Below are 16747 nucleotides of genomic sequence, written 5' to 3' on the forward strand. Positions count from 1 at the left end.
TCTTCAGTCGGGGAACGCTTAGCGTAACCGGGTGGCGACGGTTGACGTTGATTTCAAATTCGGCGTGAATCGCCACTCCGGTTCACGCTTTTGTTAGCCAGCCGTTTCGACGAACGGTCGGAAAGTGATCGATTGCAAGGTCAGGTGCTGTTGAACGGCCATATGATGTTGGGGGTCACGTGTGAATACATGCCACAATGCATCATCTATGTTTCGGCAAACGAATGCCACGTCAGTTGGGAGTCCCCATTGTGCAGCATCTCCGAACCAGTCAGTCCCGTTGCTTGTGAAGTTCTCCAGCCAATCAAGAGTTTGTGTTGGAATCTCCGTCGCATTGTTGCATCCGAAATACATAGCCCAATTTGTGTCAGCGTAGTTCGCGTAGCGTGAAAACCAGCCGGGCTTACCCACGCGATAACCGAAGTCGTCGTTCAACCAGTTGGCGTACTCACGTGATTGCGACTCCATGTGTTTTAAAACGACGCTTGGGTCTTCGGCGTTCGGCGGGGCGGGCAATTGGATTCCGTAGCCACCGAGGAACCACCAGCAGGAATCCGCGGTTTCGATGATGGGCGCGAATAGCTCGCACATCGGGCATGGATCAACAGTGATTCCAATCATGCGACTTTGCTGGCTAACTATGTTTCTCACCGGTCGGCCCGGCTGAGAATAGGATTTATGGGCTTATTGTCACTGGTTGCCCCGTGAGAACAGCTTCAAGTGCACTGCTTATTCTCGCTGGTTGCCCTCCCGTTTGCAACTCCCAGCTCCAGGGCTATTCAATGTTTGATTTTGTGGGACTTGCTGCGTAGTATTCGTTGGTCGAGGCGAATGGAGTTCGATCCAAACTACGGAGAGACGACTGTAAAACTTCCGGCTGCTGGAAGCTTACTGTCTGTTTTGGCAGCCATTCCCGACGAGCGCGGGCGAAAGGGACGACGCCATTCCCTAGCTGCCATGCAGGCGGCGATCATTTGTGGTCTCTTAACCGGGGCTAAAGGATGCACTGCGATTGCTCAATGGTTGCACGACCGACACCCAGAGTTTTGGCGTTCGATAAGCTTTACAAGAAGGCCGCCTATATCAAACTGCTTTCGAGTTGCCTTGCTTGGTTTGCCGCCGGAGACGCGGGAGAATGCAGTTCGAGCTTGGGTGACGCAGTAGCTTGCAGCCGTTCCTGGCGAACTTGCTCCTGTGGCACTCGATGGCAAGACGCTTTGTCGAACCTTCCAGCCTCACCGGCAATGCGTCCACTTGCTTTCGATGCTCGACACGGCCACCGGCGGCGTGCTCGCTCAGACGCGCATGCCAAGTCATACCAAAGAACACAAATCGGCGATGCGATTGTTGCGAAGCATTGCCTTGGAGAGGCGACTGGTGACCTGCGACGCGATGTTTTGCCATCGAGATTCCTGAAGACACATGACGGATTCTGGCGGTTAATATCTGGTCGCTGTGAAAGACAATCAACCAGTGCTGAAGGATACTCTCGAGTCGGAATTCAGGTCGGGGCGCTCCTCACTGCAGCGAACGCGTTCGGCAACAGCAGCTTGAGGTTCACCGCACGGGACGTCGCTTGCATTTCTGAAGGGTTTCCGGCGTCACGCAATCGTTGTATTGCTCGGGCGATTCGGGATGCTCTATCGAGATATGCTTCGCCTCCTTCTTGGCTCATCGCGAGGCTGGGCGGAACTGTTCTTCCATCACATGGGCTGTAGTACTGAAACCCGTGGTCGTTTTGGCAAAGCGTTCGATAGCATCGGCCATCGATTGCATCGTCCTAAAGATCTGACCGCTTCTCCGCGCACTCAGCGACTCTGCGTTTTCATCAAATCCCATTCGAACACGGCACCTGAGACAGGGCATTTGGGATTCGCGTGATGTATTTTCTCAACGCCACATGATGCCTCAACGCGACAGGGACGTTTTGTCACCTAGCCAAAATGGTGTCCTTTGCTGCGAAAACCAAGTTACGAAGGGATTGGCACTTAGCTTGCATAAGTGTCGGCCATCGATAGGGTGCCCACTTGCGCCCCGCCGTCCCTACTACAACGGTCAAAGGCAATTATTGAGATGCAAGACTCCCACACGTCAGGTCAAGCAACACATTCTTGGATTAAGCGTGCTGCCGGACTATTTGCTGCCGCCAACACGCATCCACGAAACGGATCGCAAAGTGATGTTCGCCACGACTTTCGCATAGAAACGCTGGAACCACTGATCGTGCTTTCGGCCAGCAGCATGTGCGGCGCGGCGGTCAGCGATATTTTGAACGTCGATCACCCTGAAGCTAACGAATACGCACCCCCCGATGCAGACGATACAGACCCATCGGAGACGCCCGCAACCGTTCATCGCTTTGAGGAGACCAACGGTGATGGGGAAAGCGATCTCTTCGATCACGCGCCGACCTCGCCGACCACCGATCCTCCGGCGCTGGATCTCACCACGACGAACGCCAGCGAATTCACGAGCCAGTTGGTTCAAGACTTGGAAAACCTGTTGCGTGAAGTTCGCGACGACCTACTGACATCCGCGACCGGAAAGGACGTTCAGATCGTCCTGGCCCCGACGATCAACATCGTGGGCGACAACAATCATCTAACCATCCAATTCAACGTAGACGCTACCGGCGCACACCAAATCACGTCCGGCGGAGACGGGGACCTCCCGACCCTCCCAGCAGATCCCACCAACCCTGCCCCGCCTATCGATAGCCCCACCGACGATTCTGTCGCCACATTCTCCGATGATTTCCGCACGATCGACGGCACGGAAAACAACCTTCAAAACGGTACCGGATTTGGCGCGACCGGTAGCACACTAGTTCGTCTGGCACCTGCCGACTATGCCGACGGACTCGAAGCCCCAGCGGGAGCCGATCGCTCGAGTGCCCGAGAGATCAGCAACTTGGTGAACGACCAAGAAACGAGCATGAGGAATGAAGAGGGGATTACCGATTTCCTGTGGCTCTGGGGGCAGTTCATCGATCATGACATCGATCTAAGCCAAGTGGATTCCGGTGAATCGTTCCCGATCACCGTTCCGAAGGGCGATCCCTATTTTGATCCCGATGGCACCGGCACGGCGGAGATTCCGTTAACACGCTCGGAATACGAACTGGATGCCAACGGAACGCGCCAGCAATACAATGTGTTAACCGCTTTCATCGACGCGTCGCAAGTCTACGGTTCGGATACGGAATCGCAGATGCGACTGCGGAGCTTTGAGGGGGGGCAATTGGACATGCCCGAGAACCTGTTACCAACCGAGATCGATGCACGTGGCCAGAAGAGTTTTTACGCCGGTGACGAACGCGTCGGCGAAAACATCGCATTGAGTTCGATGCACACGTTGTTTGCTCGCGAACACAATCGAATCGCAACCGATCTTGCCGCTACCGAATACCATGACCGCGATTTAAGTGACGCCGCGGTCGACGAAGAGATCTACCAGCGTGCCCGAGCGATTGTCGGTGCCGAACTGCAACACATCACCTACCACGAGTTTCTACCGACGTTGCTTGGCGAAGGCGCGTTAAGTGCCTACACCGGATACGACGCCACGGTGGATCCGTCAGTCGCCACCGAGTTTTCAACGGCCGCGTTCCGGTTTGGACACACCACGCTATCGCCACAGTTATTGCGACTGGATGCCGCCGGAAAAGAGATCGCAGCCGGACATGTCTCCTTGAGGGATGCCTTCTTTGCAACCGATACGTTAATCGAAAGCGGCATCGATCCTATCCTGCAAGGTGCGGCGGCGAATGTCAGCCAAACGATCGATCCGTATATAATCGATGACATCCGGAACTTTCTGTTCGGCGCTCCTGGTGAAGGCGGCATGGATCTGGCGTCCCTGAATATCCAACGCGGACGCGACCACGGGTTGTCCAGCTACAACGACACCCGCGAATCGCTAGGTCTGGATCGATTTGAATGCTTCGAACAAGTCTCGAGCGATCCCGAAATCGTCGCCCGTTTGAAATCGGCCTATGAATCGATCGACGACATCGATCTGTGGGTTGGCGGATTGTCGGAAGACCATGCCGGCGATGGCAACTTGGGCGAAACCTTCCGCACGATCATCGTCGACCAATTTGAACGATTGCGTGACGGTGATCGGTACTGGTACGAGACAGCCCTTTCGGCATCCGATTTGGCGATGGTGAAAGAGACGCAACTGAGTGACATCATCCGTCAGAACACGACGGCCGACACGGTTCAAGATAACGTTTTCGTGTTGCCCAATCACGGGACATCGTACGTCTAGCCCCCCGCGTTCCCCTCCTACAACCCTCACCGGATCGCCGCTTTGTCGTCGGCCTGGGGCAACAAAAAAAGCCAGGTGTCCCCATTGGGTTCACCTGGCTTTCTCTATTTCAGAGCGTTCCGATTTGAACGCGTTACCGAATCCGATTATTTGTGAACCGAGTGGCATGCTTTGCAGTTGGCAGCTTTCTTCAGCGCCTCTGCCGCCCCAGCTTCACCTTCGACTGCCGCCTTGGCCGCTTTGACCAATGCTTCGGTCTTCATCTTCCAGCTTTCCGCATCGCCTTTCTTAGGCGTCGCTTTTGCCATCGAAACCATCATCTCGTGCAGTTTCGCTTTTTCTTCGTCGGAGGCTTCTCCGCCGGCCACTTTCTTGACCAAAGGCCCTTTGAAGCAAGTCTTCATGCATTCCTTAATCGAATGCTTGGGCTCGCCATCTTCGGCGATCGCCGACAACGACAAAGCCGCACTGATTCCAAGAAGCCCTAATACGGCAATCATTCGCATCTGTTTTCTCCAAGTACGATCGTCAAAGGTTAACCGAGCAAGGGAGTATTCTAGTAGCCGCTTCAGGCCAGCGAAATCGCGTTCGAAACAAATTTCGTCAAACCCGATGCGGGTTTGACGATCTTTTGGTCACGCGGAGACGTTCGAAGGCTCAAAACTCTCCCAGAAGGACCGCCAAACGCCACCTAGGGGGACTCATCAAGTGCCGTCGCTTGCCGCGAATTCGCCCAATAGACCATTCGCCTGCGCAAAAATCTTAAATTTTTTTTAGGCCCCGAGGGTTGACGAATGCTAGCGGCCAATTACCCCGCCCATCCTTGATAACCCTCATTATCCTTACTTTTTCGCGAACCCAAAAGGGCGGGAAATTAGCACACTTGAGCCGGGTTCGACTGATTTAGGCCGTCCACAATACCGAAATGTTTGACATACCTGTGCCGGCTGTGTTACATTACTCGATTGTAACACCAGAAGACCTAGCCTTCCGTTATCCCACCTTAAAATACAAGCCGCCCAGCCGAAGTGGCTAAAGCGGTTGTATCCATTACCCCAAGTCGGCAGCATGCAGGACCATCTCCATCGTGGAGAAGGCCGGCAGTTAAACGAACACGAACCGATTGGTTGAAACGCAATCGAATGGGTTCGCCAGTGCTTGATCGTACCAATTTGCCAGGAGTCTCTTGAGATGTATAAGTGTCAAGGTAACGCAATCAGTCGACGTGGATTTGTCGCCGCAGGTGCCCTGGGCGGTTTGGGGCTGTCGCTTCCACAATTGCTCTCGATGCAACAAGCGCGCGCCGACCTGAAGCACTACGATTTCATCGAAGCCAAAGCGCAAAGCGTGATCCACATCTTCCTGCCCGGCGGTATCGCCCAGCAGGAAAGTTTCGATCCCAAGCCTTACAGCCCGATCGAATACCGTGGCGAAATGAAGACCGTGAAGACCAACACGGGCGAAGTCTTTTCGGAAGCGATGAAAGAAGTCGCTGGGATTGCGGACAAGGTTTGTGTCATCCGATCGATGACCCACGGCGAAGCGGCCCATGAACGCGGCACGCACAACATGTTCACCGGTTACAAGCCCAGCCCGGCTTTGATCTTCCCGAGCTTCGGCAGCGTTGTCAGCCACGAATACGGCCCTCGCAACAATTTGCCACCTTACGTTTGCATCCCCAACCAGCCCAACGAATTTGCTGGCAGCGGATACCTCAGCAGCTCGTACGGCCCGTTTGCACTCGGTGCCGACCCTGCATCCAAGAACTTCAAGGTTCGCGACCTGGACCTGTACAAGGGTGCCGATGGAGAACGCTTCGCGCGTCGCCAATCGGCGTTGGAAGTCGTCAACCAAAAGTTCGGCTCGTTGACCAGCGCCGACAACGTGGGGGCGATGAGCACCTTCTATGACCGCGCTTACAGCTTGCTGGGCAGTGAAGAAGCCAAGACAGCTTTTGACTTGGACAAAGAAGATGCGAAGATGAAGGCGGCCTACGGCGACAACGCCGCTGGCATGCGAATGCTGATGGCCCGTCGGTTGGTCGAAGCCGGCTGCCGTTTGGTTACGCTGACCTATGGCGGTTGGGACATGCACGCCAACATCACCAACAGCATGAAGAACACGACGCCGCCACTGGATCACGCGTTGGCTCAATTGATCAAGGATCTGGAACAACGTGGCATGTTGGATTCGACCCTTGTCATGGTCACCAGCGAATTTGGCCGCACGCCAAAGATCAACAAGGATGCTGGCCGCGATCACTATCCAAAGGTCTTCAGCGTGATGCTGGCCGGTGGTGGAATCAAGGGTGGCATGATTCACGGAGCTTCGAACGCCACGGCGTCGGAACCTGAATTTGATCCTGTTTCGCCGGAAGATTTGGCGACCACGATGTACCACCAATTGGGAATCGTCGCCGACAAGGAATTGATGGCTCCTGGTGACCGCCCGATCGAAATCGTCGATGGTGGAAAAGTCATCAAAGAAATTTTGGCTTAGTTGAATTGCCGGCAGCGACTATCCTAGAGATTCAGTCCTGCTGGCGTTGAAACTTCCGCTCGCTCGCACTTCAACCTGCGAGCGAGCCCGCCCAGCTCCGCGTATCCCCCCTCCCACCTCGCTCGAGCAACCGATTGCCATGCAACGCACCTGCTACCTGACCGCTGCTGAACGTCGCACCCGCTCTCCCTTCATGTCCTTGCCAAAGCTGGCGATGGCGTCATTGATCGTCTTTGTTTTGGCTGGGCTTGCCACCGCAGCTCAACCAAGACTCAGCGGATCGATCCCGCGAGGCATTCAACGCGGCACTACGCAGAAGGTGATCTTCACCGGCACGCGGATCAAAGACGGACGGCAGCTGCTGTTTGACATTCCCGGTATCAACGTCCTCTCGGTGACTCCCGTCGACAACAGCAAGGTTGAAGCGGAACTTGAAGTTCCCGCCGATACCCCGCCAGGCCTGTATCCCGTTCGCCTGGTGACCGAATCGGATATCAGCGACATGATCATGTTCGCTGTGGGCTCGATGCCCAACGTCGACGAGGTCGAACCGAACAGCGATATCGAAACGCCACAGCTGATCGAAACCAACGTCACCATCGAAGGCAAAATCGCCACCGAGGATGTCGATTATTTCGCTGTCGATCTAAAGAAAGGCGAACGCTTGACGGCCGAGGTGGAAGGAACGCGATTGCGTCGCGGCCGCGGTGACCCCTTCTTTGATCCGTACATCGCGATCCTAAACAGCGAACGCTTTGAACTGGCTTTCAGCGACGACGCACCGTTGTTGCAACAAGATAGTGTTTGTTCGATCACGGCGCCCGAAGACGGCCGTTATATCGTCATGGTTCGCGACAGTTCGTTTGGTGGTCGCAACGATGCTTACCGATTGCACATTGGTTCCTTCCCACGTCCGATTGCCGTTGTTCCCGCGGGCGGGGCACCTGGCGAATTGCTCAACGCCACGTTTATTTCGATCGATGGCCAACAGTGGACCGAATCAATTCAATTGCCCAGCGAACCGATGGAATCGTTTCCTGTGGTCGTCTCCAACGAACATGGCACCAGCCCATCGCCAAACTACATCCGCGTCCAGCCGCAGGGCAACGTGATCGAACAGGAGCCGAACAACTCGACCAAAGAATCGACAGCTGGCACGCTCCCGGCAGCGTTTTGTGGCATCTTGGCCGAACCTGGCGACATCGACTTCTTCAGCTTTGAAGCGAAGAAAGACCAAACCGTTGGCCTCCGGTTGTTCTCACGCAACGTGTTGCGATCCGAGCTTGACGGAGTGATCAACCTGTACAACGAAAAAGGGGGCCGTGTTGGAGGCAACGATGACTCCGGAGGCCCCGACAGCTTCCTCGAATACAAGATCCCTGCCGATGGCGTGTATCACGTTCGCATCAGCGATCACTTGGAAGGCGGTGGCCCAGGCTATGCCTATCATTTGGAAGCCGTCACGGCGGGTCCTGAACTGACACTTTCGCTGCCCGATCGCAGCCGCTATGAAGCGACGATGATTCCTGTCCCTCAAGGCAATCGACATGCCGTGATGTTGAACGCGACTCGCAAGGCCTTTGGCGGTGCAATCGATATCGAAGCGTTGAACCTTCCCGAAGGCGTGACTGCAACACCCATTCAAATGCCAGCCAATCGGACAACCGTTCCGTTGTTGCTGACCGCGACCGCCGAAGCACCGCTGGACGGGCGATTGGTTAACTTGGTTGGCAAGGTTGAAAAACGAGACGACATCGTCTCTCGGTTTGATCAACAACACCAATTGGTCGGTGGCCTCAACAATGCGGTTCCGTTCGAATATCGATCGAATCGCGCTGCGATCGCCGTCACGCAAAAGTCACCCTGCACGATCGCAATCGTTCAGCCGCAAGTACCCGTCGTTCGCGACGGATCGATGGAATTGACCGTCACGATCGACCGCGGCGACTACGACGCCGATGTTGCGATTCGCCTGCTGTACAATCCTCCGGGAATTGGTTCCAGCGGCAGTATCAAGATCGCAAAGGGGACCAACGAAGCAAAAATCCCAATCACCGCCAACGGTTCGGCAGCGATCGGTGAATGGCCCGTGATCGCCTGTGCCACCCTCAGTGATGGCAACGGATCCTATGAAATCGCCTCCGAACCGATCACGTTGAACATCGAAGACAAGATCTTCACGTTCGGCTTCCCCAAGACGTCGACCGAATTGGGTGCAGACGCCAGCGTGATCGTCGACCTGGAAATTGGCCGACCGTTCGAAGGCGCTTGCGAAGTCGAATTGGTTGGCATCCCAGCGGGCGTTACTTGCGAAGCCCCCAAGCAGACCATCACCAACGAAACCGAACAAATCGTGTTCGCCGTGAAGGTTGATGAGAAGGCGCGCGTCGGACAACACAAGACGCTGGTCGCACGAGCGAAGATCACCAGCGACAAAGGCGTGATCACCCAAACTCAAGGTACCGGCATTTTGCAGGTCGACAAACCTTTGCCCGCCCCCGTGGCGAAACCCGCACCCAAACCAGAGGCTGCTGCGGCCCCAAAACCGGCAGCACCCAAACCAGCGGCAGCCAAACCGTTGAGTCGTCTGGAACAGCTTCGTTTAATGCGTGAAGAAGCCCGCGCCGGCAACTAGTTTGGCGGAATTGTCGATAGACTTGCTTCGATTGGTTTTGGCGGATCAGGATGATCGCCACAGGAAAACCGCTTGGGCTGGGATGCCCACCCACCGTTAAAAGCTACGATAACGACCCTAAGGTAATGATCATGAGTCGAATATCCCTGACACTCTCGGCCGTCCTGTTGACCAGTGCGTTTGCCTGGTCTGCCGAACCAGCGGCTCCTGCGGCAGCAAGTTCCAATGGCCCCGCCCCCTCGGCGTCAGTCAACTTGTCCGTCTATCCCGAAGAGATTTCGCTGGATACCGCTCGCGATTACCAAAACTTCATCGCCGTTGTTAAACGCGTAGACGATGTGACGTTGGATGTCACGGAAACGGCAAAGTGGACGCTGGCCAGTGACAAGGTTGCAAAACTCGAAGGCACTAAGCTGACTCCGTTGGCCGAAGGCGCGACCGAACTGGTTTGCAATTACGGATCCAGCGAGATTCGGATTCCGGTCAAGGTTACCCGTCCCACCGAAAAACTGCCGATCAGTTTCGAAAAAGACATCGTTCCGATCATGACCCGCAGCGGCTGCAACACGGGTAGTTGCCACGGCGCGAAAATCGGCAAAGACGGCTTCATGATCAGCCTGTTCGGTTACGACCCCGCAGGGGATTACAGCCGGATCACGCGTGAAATCGGAATGCGTCGGATCAACTTGGCAGTCCCTGCCGACAGCCTGTTTCTAACCAAAGCAACCGGCGCGGTCACGCACACCGGCGGCAAGCTATTTGACAAGGACAGCGTCTATTACGCGACGATCCTCGAATGGCTCGAGAACGGCGCCCCCAATGATCCCACACCGCCCCCAGCGGTTTCGAAACTGGAAATCTACCCTCCTCAAGCAGTCATCGAAGGTGCGGGCAGCAAGCAAAAGTTCATTGCAGTCGCCCACTACGACGACGGCACCACGCGCGACGTGTCCAACCTCGCCGCGTTCATGACCAACAACGAAACCTCCGCTTCCATCGACAACGCTGGGAACGTGACTGCCGGTGCACGTGGTGAAGCCTTCATCATGGCTCGCTTCGAAACAAAGACCGAAGGCCGCCAAGTGATTGTGCTGCCCGAGAATCTGGAATACGAAGCTCCTCAAATCACGGGGAACTACATCGACGAATCGGTCGGCAAGAAGCTGAACCAGTTGCGAATCCTACCGAGCGGTTTGTGCAGCGACGAAGAGTTCTTGCGTCGTATCACCCTGGACGTCACCGGCCAAATGCCGACCGAAGAGGAATACCAAGCGTTCATGTCCGACACGGCACCGCAAAAGCGAGCCGAGTTGATCGACCGCTTGCTGGAACGCAAAGAGTTTAGCGAAATCTGGGCGATGAAATTCGCTCAACTGCTGATGATCAAGAGCTCCAATCAAGTGAGCTACAAGTCGGCGTTCCTATACAACCAATGGTTAACCGACAAGTTCGCTCGCAATGTTCCGATCGACCAAATGGTTCGCGAAATGTTGGGTGCCACCGGCGGTACCTTCAGCAGCCCAGCGACCAATTACTATCAGATCGAAACCGATACGCTTAAACGCGCTGAAAACGTCGCCCAAGTCTTCATGGGAATTCGTACGCAATGTGCACAGTGCCACAACCATCCGTTTGATCGCTGGACGCAAAACGATTACTACAGCTTTGCCGCCTTCTTCTGCCAAGTCGGCAGCAAGGGAGCTGAGGACTACCGCGAAAGAATCATCTACAACCGTGGCAGTGGCGAAGTCAAACACGTGGTTACCAACCAGGTAAGCCCACCCAAGTTCCTGGGCGGTGAATTCGCTGACACCAAGGGAAAAGATCGCCGGGTTGTGCTGGCCGAATGGCTGACCAGCCCCGAGAATCCTTATTTTGCTACCAGCATTGCCAACCGCGTCTGGGCTCACTTCATGGGCGTCGGCATCGTTGAACCGGTCGATGACGTTCGAATCAGCAACCCTGCCTCCAATCAGGAACTGTTTGAGTTGTTGGGCACCAAACTTGGCGAGTACAAATTCGATTTCCGCCAATTGGTTCGTGACATCTGCAACAGCGAAGCGTACCAACGCAGTGCGACGGCAAACGAAAGCAACAAGACCGACACCCGCAATTTCGCGTATGCAACCGTCCGCCGCATTCCAGCGGAAATGCTGCTCGATTGCATCGGCCAGGTGACCAACACGAACGAGAAGTTCCGTGGTCTTCCATTGGGCGCTCGGGCGGTACAAATTGCCGACGGTCGCACGTCGACTTACTTCCTCACCACCTTTGGCCGCGCTCCACGCGACACCGTATGTGACTGCGAAGCTTCCACCGATCCTTCACTCTCCCAAGCGTTGCACCTGTTGAACAGCGGCACCACCAGCGGAAAGATCACCCAGGGCAAGGTTGTCGATGAATTGTTGGCTGGCGAAGCGACTCCGGAGCAAGCGCTCGAACGGCTCTACATCCGTTGCTTGTCTCGCAAGCCGACCGACGCGGAAAAGACGGAGTTGTTGGCAACGATTGGAAAGTCGCCCACTCCCAAGGAAGGACTTGAAGACATTTTCTGGGCTTTGCTAAACAGCCGAGAATTTGTTTTCAATCACTGATCCGCGTGTAGAATAGATCGATACAGCGCCGCTTAGCGTGGCGCTTGCGAACGCTCGACAACGGGTTGATCGTTGTCGAGTCACCATCTCGGTCTCGCGTTCCACGCACGTTCGTGACGCGTGATCGATATCGCCGATTTCAATCCCCACCGCGACCTCGCGTTGCGCGGCGGGACGTTCGGATGATTCCCTCCCCCACCCCACTGCATTCGCCGCCATGAAACGAATCTCCTTTCTCCTGTTGTTTGCCTCGTCGTTGGGTACCTTGCACGCCGCCGACGAGAAGCCGACCGACAAGCCGAAGTTGAATTACATCGATCATGTGCTGCCCATCTTTCGGCAGAACTGCTTGAAGTGTCACAACGCAAACGATGCGAAGGGTGGCCTCGCGATCGATAGTTATGCGGCGTTGATGGAAGGTGGTGGCGGTGGCGAAGTCGTCTTCGATGGGGACTCGGGCAGCAGCCGGCTGTATCAGGTGATGACTCACGAGGATACGCCCGTGATGCCACCCAATTCCGAACCGTTGCCCAAGGAACAATTGGACATCATCAAGAATTGGATCGATGGCGGTGTCCTGGAGAACAGCGGCAGCAAGGCCAAGAAGAAAAAAGGGGCATCGCTTTCGTTTACCGCCATGGACGCCGGCGGAAAGCCCGATGTGATCACGATGCCCGAATCGGTATGGCGGGTCCCCGTCATCACGACCCAACGCAGCGCTGCGGCATCGGCGATCGCAACCAGCCCATGGGCTCCCTTGATGGCCGTTGGCGGCCAACGCCAAATCTCTCTTTACAATACCGACACCGGGCAATTGGAAGGTGTCCTTCCATTCCCTGAAGGCGTTCCGCAAACGATCCGCTTCAGCGTTGATGGTGCCTACCTGATGGTTGCCGGAGGCACCCACTCCTCCTTGGGTGTGGCAGCGGTTTACGACGTCAAAACCGGCGATCGATTGTTCCGCGTCGGCGACGAACTGGACACCGCATTTGGTGCCGACATGAACGACAACATGTCGCGGATCGCATTGGGCGGTCCGGAAAAAATGCTGCGAATCTTTGACACGTCGACCGGCGAAAAGCTATTCGACCTGAAAAAACACACCGACTGGATCTACTGTGTCGATTATAGCCCCGATGGAATCTTGATCGCTTCGGGTGATCGAGCTGGCGGCTTGCACGTTTGGGAAGCGGACACCGGGCGACTGTATCTCGACTTGATCGGTCACACCGCGGCGGTTCGGGGCGTTTCGTGGCGAGCCGACTCCAACGTCCTCTCCAGCTGCAGCGAAGACGGCACCGTCAAGCTGTGGGAGATGACCGAAGGCAAACAACTGAAAAGCTTCAAGGCGCACGACAGTGTCACCGGCGTCATGATGGCCAAAGACGGGCAGATCGCGACCAGCGGGAAGGATCGCACGATTAAGTTGTGGGACGCCAACGGCGGTGCCGTTGCAACCCTACCAGCGTTTGGCGAACCCGCTTTGGAAGTCGCCATGACCCACGACGGCAAAAAAATTGTCGGCGGCGATTGGTCGGGACGAACGGTGATTTGGAGTGTGGCGGATCCGAAACAAGCGATTGAAATCACGCCCGACCCGCCAAGCCTGGAACAACAACAGAGCGCTCAGGCAGCGAAAGTCGCTGAACTGCAGAAGGCGTTGGCCGGGCTCGAAGCGAAACAAGCCGAGGCGCAGAAATCCGCTGACGGATCCAAAGCGGCACACGATGCTGCGGTCGCCAAACTTGCCGCAACCAAAGCGGCGCTTGCCAAGGCAACCGCGGATAAGGCTGCCGCCGAAAAACTGGCTGCCGAGCTGACGGCTCAAAAAGATGCTGAAACCAAGCTCTTGGAAGCAGCCAAACAGAAGGTTGCGGCGTTGACCAAGCAAATGCAAGACGCCAGCACGCAGATGCAGGCCAGCAGCAAAGCGATGACCGACGCCACCGCCCGCCGTGAAGCCGCCCGCAAAGAAAACCAAACCGTTGCCGCGGCGATTGCAAAACTTGCCGCCGACATGGCCGCGCCGACTCAGGCCAAGGCAGCTACAGAAGCAAAGCTCGCCGCGTTGACGAAGCTTCAAGCCGATGCCGCCGCTGCGGAAAAGAACGCTGCCGATCTGCAGTCCAAGACAGAAGCCGAGATCAAAGCGACCGAAGCGAAATTGGCCGAAGCGACCAAGCAAGTGACCGATTTGACCGCAGCGATCCCCGCTGCCACGCAAGCCGTTGAAGCCGCCAAGGGCGCGCAGAAGAAGGCGACCGATCAAATCACCGATTTCAGCGCGAAGGTTGCTGCAGCTCAAACCGACCTGGACGCAAAGAACACCGCCGTCGTGGCGTTGCAGAAGCAGATCGCCGAAGCGAAAGACGATGCTGAAAAGAAAACGCTGAACGAACAATTGACGGAAGCTCAGGCGGCAGCGAAAGCGGCCACCGATGCAAAAGCAGCTTTGGACCAGCAATTGGCCGCGGCCAACACCGCCAAGGCAGCTGCCGACAAACAACTGACCGACGCATCAGCCAAGGTTGCGACGATGGAGCAACAGAAAGCGGACAGCACCGCGGTCATGGCTGCCAGCCAAAAACAGATTGCCGATCTGGCGGGAAAGCGTGATGCCGCGAAAACCGAACGTGAAAAGCAAGCTGCTGCCTCGGCAAAGCACGCCACGGAAATCGCTGCAGTCACCAAAACACGTCAGGAAGCCGAAGCCCTTTTGGCCACGATGGCGAAACAGACTGCCGATCTTACCGCGAAACAGAAGGTGCTGATCGAGACCGACGGCAAAGAAGAAGCCGCTCGTGTTGCTGCGGAGGCGAAAGTCGCGGAGATGAAGAAGTCGGTCGACACGGTCACGCCGATGATCGCTGCCGCGAAAGAGGCAGAAGCAGCACTCACCGCGAAGGTTGCTGAGCTCGCTAAAAAGGCAGCTGCCCAGCCAGCGGAGGTCGCAAAGTTTGCAGCGGCAATCCAACAGAACACCGCTCAGGTCCCCGTGATTGAAAAGCAGATCGCCGATGCCAAGACGGCTCTGGACGCAGCCACGGCCGGTCTGGCAACGGCGAAGACCGAGACCGAAGGCGCGCGCGCCAACGTGGCCACCGCGCAACAACGACTCGAAGGCTTGAAGACCGAATTCGTCGCGTTCCAAGGGACAGCGGCAAAGCTGGCCGAAGCGCAAGCGGCGGCCGAAGCGGAAGCCGAAGCCAAACGTAAGGCGATGGAAGCCGAAGCCGCTGCGGCGGAAAAGGTTGCCGCGTCCATGGCCGCTCGCGACGCCCAACTGAAGCAGCTCGAAGAGAACATGAAGAAGCTGCAAGCTCAATTGGCTGAAATGCAGAAGGCTCAAGCGGCTGAACAGGAAAACCTGTCGACCATCAAAACGAAGGTTGGCGAGCTGGAGGCAGCGGCCGACGAAGCGTTGTCGGAAGCGGAAGCCAAGAAGGAAAAGGCTGAATTCTTCAAATCGGCCTACGGCACGTAGTGCCTTGGCTGCACGGCGCAAGCGGCACGTTCGCCTGTACCGTCGGCCGCGACCTGGCCCGACGGAACGTCCCCCGGCTCGGAAGCGATGCTCGGTTTCGGCGCCGGCCGACTGCGGAGCGGAACATCGATGAGCTCAAGTGACGACTATGGGCTCAGCCCGGCGAAACCGCCGGCCGCGATCGATCCGCCGGTCATCGATTACCGCCCGCCAATGCCACGCAATCGTGATCGCACGATTGCCTTAATTGGTGCGGGTGGGATTTGCGGATCGCATCTCCAGGCCTACCGCGACGCCGGTTTGAACGTCGTCGCGATTGTCGACCGCACGCTTTCCAAAGCCGAAGCGGTGCGAGACCGCTACTTCCCCAACGCCGAAGCAATTGCCGATTACCGGGTGTTGTTGATTCGCGACGATGTGGAAGTCTTCGACGTGACGCCTCATCCCGCCGATCGGTTGCCGATCCTTGAAGATGCGATCGTTGCCGGCAAACATCTATTGAGCCAAAAGCCGCTGGTCTTGGATCTCGACGACGGCGCGCGTTTGGTCGCGCTGGCCGAACAGCACCGCGTGCGTCTGGCGGTGAATCAGAATGGGCGTTGGGCACCTCATTTTCGATACATCGATCAAGCGGTCCGATCGGGACTGATCGGCGATGTTGTGTCGATCGATTTTTCGCTGCAATGGGATCAAACCTGGATCGCTGGTATCGAGGCGTTGGAGCGGATCAAGCATCTGATCCTGTTCGATTTTGGGATCCATTGGTTCGACATCACGACCTGTTGGATGGCCGCCCAAAAGCCAACCCAGGTCTGGGCGGCGACAACCCAGAGGGTTGACCAGAAGTTCCGCCCCGACGCGTTGGCTTCCGTGGTAATCCAATACCCCACCGCTCAGGTCCGGATGTCATTTAATGGGCACGTCACCCGTGGCGAATTGGATTCGACAACGATCGTCGGCACGCGGGGAACGCTGCGATCGCAAGGCCCCGGCTTGAACCATCAACCCTACATCGAAGGCTTTCTCGACGCGGGCTCGTATCGCGTTCCGTTGGAAGGTTGCTGGTTTAAAGAGGGATTTCAAGGATCGATGGGAGAACTGCTGTCGGCCATCGAAGACGATCGATTGCCGGAACACAACGCACGGGAGAACCTCGATTCATTAGCACTCTGCTTTGCCGCCGTGCAAAGCGCCGAAACCGGGGAAGCGGTTACGATCGGCAGCGTGCGTCAGCTTCCCAATGGGGAAGGCTAAGAGCGTCGA

At 56.5% G+C, this 16747-nt stretch carries 9 protein-coding genes; 7 read left to right on the forward strand and 2 right to left on the reverse strand.

Features of this window, described 5'->3' with window-relative positions; all coding sequences use genetic code 11:
• Positions 1-93: 93 nt before the first annotated feature.
• On the reverse strand, positions 94-621 hold the full coding sequence (locus Poly24_RS17450) for a hypothetical protein (RefSeq protein ID WP_145098239.1): 528 nt from the start codon (positions 619-621) through the stop codon (positions 94-96).
• A gap of 210 nt (positions 622-831) precedes the next feature.
• Here Poly24_RS17450 and Poly24_RS27875 point away from each other — a divergent pair, with 210 nt between their 5' ends.
• On the forward strand, positions 832-1164 hold the full coding sequence (locus Poly24_RS27875; protein WP_145098242.1) for a transposase family protein: 333 nt from the start codon (positions 832-834) through the stop codon (positions 1162-1164).
• A gap of 909 nt (positions 1165-2073) precedes the next feature.
• Positions 2074-4272, forward strand: a complete 2199-nt coding sequence (locus tag Poly24_RS17460; RefSeq protein WP_145098245.1) for a peroxidase family protein — start codon at positions 2074-2076, stop codon at positions 4270-4272.
• A 146-nt stretch (positions 4273-4418) separates the two neighbouring features.
• Here Poly24_RS17460 and Poly24_RS17465 read toward each other — a convergent pair whose 3' ends face one another.
• Positions 4419-4778, reverse strand: coding sequence for a hypothetical protein (locus Poly24_RS17465; RefSeq protein WP_145098248.1), 360 nt, complete (start codon positions 4776-4778; stop codon positions 4419-4421).
• Positions 4779-5463: 685 nt separating this feature from the next.
• Between Poly24_RS17465 and Poly24_RS17470 the strand changes: the two genes are divergently transcribed.
• From Poly24_RS17470 to Poly24_RS17490, 5 genes are all read left to right on the forward strand, one after another.
• A complete protein-coding gene (locus Poly24_RS17470) occupies positions 5464-6771 on the forward strand; it encodes a DUF1501 domain-containing protein (protein WP_145098252.1) in 1308 nt (435 codons plus the stop codon).
• A gap of 139 nt (positions 6772-6910) precedes the next feature.
• Positions 6911-9406, forward strand: a complete 2496-nt coding sequence (locus tag Poly24_RS17475) for a PPC domain-containing protein (RefSeq protein ID WP_145098255.1) — start codon at positions 6911-6913, stop codon at positions 9404-9406.
• 131 nt (positions 9407-9537) lie between these two features.
• Positions 9538-12000: a DUF1549 and DUF1553 domain-containing protein gene (locus tag Poly24_RS17480; RefSeq protein ID WP_231753201.1), complete on the forward strand. Its 2463-nt coding sequence runs from the start codon at positions 9538-9540 to the stop codon at positions 11998-12000.
• A gap of 217 nt (positions 12001-12217) precedes the next feature.
• Positions 12218-15484 (forward strand): c-type cytochrome domain-containing protein, encoded by a 3267-nt coding sequence (locus tag Poly24_RS17485; protein ID WP_145098264.1) that lies wholly within the window; start codon positions 12218-12220, stop codon positions 15482-15484.
• A 129-nt stretch (positions 15485-15613) separates the two neighbouring features.
• Positions 15614-16738, forward strand: coding sequence for a Gfo/Idh/MocA family protein (locus Poly24_RS17490; RefSeq protein WP_197451990.1), 1125 nt, complete (start codon positions 15614-15616; stop codon positions 16736-16738).
• Positions 16739-16747: the final 9 nt, after the last annotated feature.

The sequence above is a fragment of the Rosistilla carotiformis genome (assembly GCF_007753095.1).
In the GTDB taxonomy this organism is placed as follows: Bacteria; Planctomycetota; Planctomycetia; order Pirellulales; family Pirellulaceae; genus Rosistilla; species Rosistilla carotiformis.